This window comes from Vibrio sp. 811 (assembly GCF_033339195.1).
On sequence record NZ_JAWOUB010000496.1, the window covers coordinates 1 to 654 of the forward strand.

The 654-nt window shown below is 49.5% G+C and carries 1 protein-coding gene; it reads right to left on the minus strand.

Annotated features, from left to right (window positions below; translation table 11 throughout):
• Window positions 1-654 (minus strand): glycerol-3-phosphate dehydrogenase C-terminal domain-containing protein (locus R7Q46_RS27700; RefSeq protein ID WP_318078357.1); only part of this gene is annotated, 654 nt, incomplete at both ends.

Below are 654 nucleotides of genomic sequence, written 5' to 3' on the forward strand. Positions count from 1 at the left end.
AGTCGGCAAGTGCCTGTTTTTCTTCGTCGTTCATGTAAAGGCCAAGTTTAGTACGACGCCATAAAATGTCTTCGTCGGTTAGCGCCATTTCATGATTCATCAAGTAATCGATCTCGCGTTGGTATACGCCGCCTGCTTGCTCTGAGAACGCTTGGCCAAGATCGGCTTCACTGGATGCGCCTTCCATCAAATCCCACGTTTGCGTACCAAACTGAGTCACATAGCGCAGAATCAGCGCTTGCGGTGCCCATGAGTATTTCGCGTGAATTCGTTTCGCTAACTGTTCACGGGTGCAGCTAAAGTTACCACCTGGTAGCGTTTGATTTGCTGTCCAGTTACCACCCATTTGAGGTAGGTACGGTTCCAGTTTCTTCATCGCCGCTTCACCGAGTTTACGGTAAGTCGTTAGCTTGCCACCGAATACTGACAACAATGGTGCTTGGTCGTACTCTGCATCGAGCTCTAGCGTGTAGTCTCGTGTGATCGCTTGCGGTGAGTCAGACTCATCATCACACAGAGGACGTACACCACTGTAAGTCCAAACCACATCTTCACGAGTAAGCTGGTGGACAAAGTGTTGGTTCACGATGTCGATGAGGTAATCAACTTCGTCATCCGAGATCGCCACTTCACGTGGGTCACCTTTGTATTCCA